Consider the following 1,654-nt stretch of genomic DNA (forward strand, 5'->3'; position numbering starts at 1 on the left):
CTACAGGGTTGATTAAAAAAGAATACTCATTAAAAAATGCTGTAACATTATAGTTTGTAAGTATTACTTAACCTACTCCCGAAAAATAAGGTCTTTTGGGGGTAGGTTTACTATTTATTGTGTACCCACTCAAGGGGCTTAGTAGCCTGACACAAGAGTTATATGTAAAATACGCAAAGAGTCCAGTTAAAAACCAGGCTCAGCAAGATATAGCTATTTTTCAGTATTCCTTGTTTTTTGCTAAAGGCTGATTGATCCACTCAATTAACCCAGGTAGTTTATCAAGCATACTTTTTATTCCTTCTTGTGTATTGGATTTGTTGATATACGCGTTTCCTCCCAGCTTCATAAACAGCTCCATAGTCTGGTAATCTTCGATGGTTGAGTAGCCTACAACAGCTAGTGAATCGTAAGTGGGAGTTTCTCGTATTTTTTCTAAAACCTGCAGTCCGTTCAGCCTGGGCAGGTGAATATCTAACAGAAGTATATCCGCAAAGGGATAGGTAGCATTTCTTCTGGCAAGGTAAGTTAAAACGGCTTCTCCTGTAGTTATAAACTGATAATACCAGTGTGGAAAGTATTCATCTAATAAGGATTTTAGCAAATAGATGTCGTCTTTATCATCTTCTGCAATCAGAATAGAAAAAATATCTTGGGCCATTTTGTAGAAATAATCATATTTTGCTGTGTCTGTTTAGAAATGAAATATGATAGGGAATAGTTCCAATTATGGGGTGAATATCATGAAATAGTTATACTATGTTAAGTAGTGGGCAGTTCATTTGAATACCCATATGGTTATTTTGTAAAGCTTGCTATCTGTATGGATAAGCTTAAGATAAACAATTTGTTATGTATGTAAATTGTATGACCGGCTATAGCTAGAGAAGGGAATAGGTAGCTCGGTGTGAATTGTTAGAATATTCTATTTTTAGAAGCTAGTAAAGAATAGAATATTTTTTTGAAGGTGTGATTTGCGGAATAGTATAAAAATTCAAAATCGATTTTTGTTTATTTAATACAATAAATTGTAGAATTTCAGAATCACTTCATCTCCTGAAATTCTACAGAACATTCATTAATAAGAGGATTCTTCATCTGCAATAGAGGCCCAGGCAGAAGGTTCAAACCGAACAGTAATGACCCGAATCAATTCTATTTTCGGGTTAACGGTTAAATTAACAAGCCGGATAACTTCTTTCAGTTCCTTTAGGACTTTTTCAGGTGTGTGAGATTCTTTTTCATGCCAAAAGGTTTTATTTGGCAGATTATAGATATTCTCCTGGTGAACAATTTGGTCTTTGTAACCTCTTTTCTTTAATTCTGCTCTGATCCGTTGAAAACTTGAAGTCAAATCATAGGTTAACAGAACTGCCATACAATTTACGCATGCTTAGCATTGAACTTATTTTATATTTCTCAAGCAGGTTACTCGGATGAGCGTATTTACAGAATGTATTTGCATTCAAAATACTACTTTTTCTAATTTATCCATGTGAGGATTATATACTTTATTGTAAATATTTCCTCATTCTGTGTCTAAATCAGATATATCGTAACTTAACAATATTCCTCTATCCCTTTTTGTATTCCGGTTATTTCACAACAGACTCTACCTATACACAACCAACTAAACTTGTCCATAGATCTCTAA

General features: G+C 33.9%; 2 protein-coding genes. Both read right to left on the reverse strand.

Going from position 1 to position 1,654, the window contains the following annotated elements; all coding sequences use genetic code 11:
- Nucleotides 1-220: 220 nt before the first annotated feature.
- Nucleotides 221-661, reverse strand: coding sequence for a response regulator (locus tag QNI22_RS40070; RefSeq protein WP_314520292.1), 441 nt, complete (start codon nucleotides 659-661; stop codon nucleotides 221-223).
- Nucleotides 662-1,078: 417 nt separating this feature from the next.
- Complete coding sequence (locus QNI22_RS40075; RefSeq protein WP_314520294.1) at nucleotides 1,079-1,378, reverse strand: hypothetical protein; 300 nt, start codon at nucleotides 1,376-1,378, stop codon at nucleotides 1,079-1,081.
- Nucleotides 1,379-1,654: the final 276 nt, after the last annotated feature.

It is taken from the genome of Xanthocytophaga agilis, assembly GCF_030068605.1.
In the GTDB taxonomy this organism is placed as follows: Bacteria; Bacteroidota; Bacteroidia; order Cytophagales; family 172606-1; genus Xanthocytophaga; species Xanthocytophaga agilis.

What these genes read in the sequence shown, in the direction of transcription:
- QNI22_RS40070 (WP_314520292.1), bottom strand. Translation starts at nt 661, where the DNA reads ATGGCCCAAGATATTTTTTCTATTCTGATTGCAGAAGATGATAAAGAC.
- QNI22_RS40075 (WP_314520294.1), bottom strand. Translation starts at nt 1,378, where the DNA reads ATGGCAGTTCTGTTAACCTATGATTTGACTTCAAGTTTTCAACGGATC.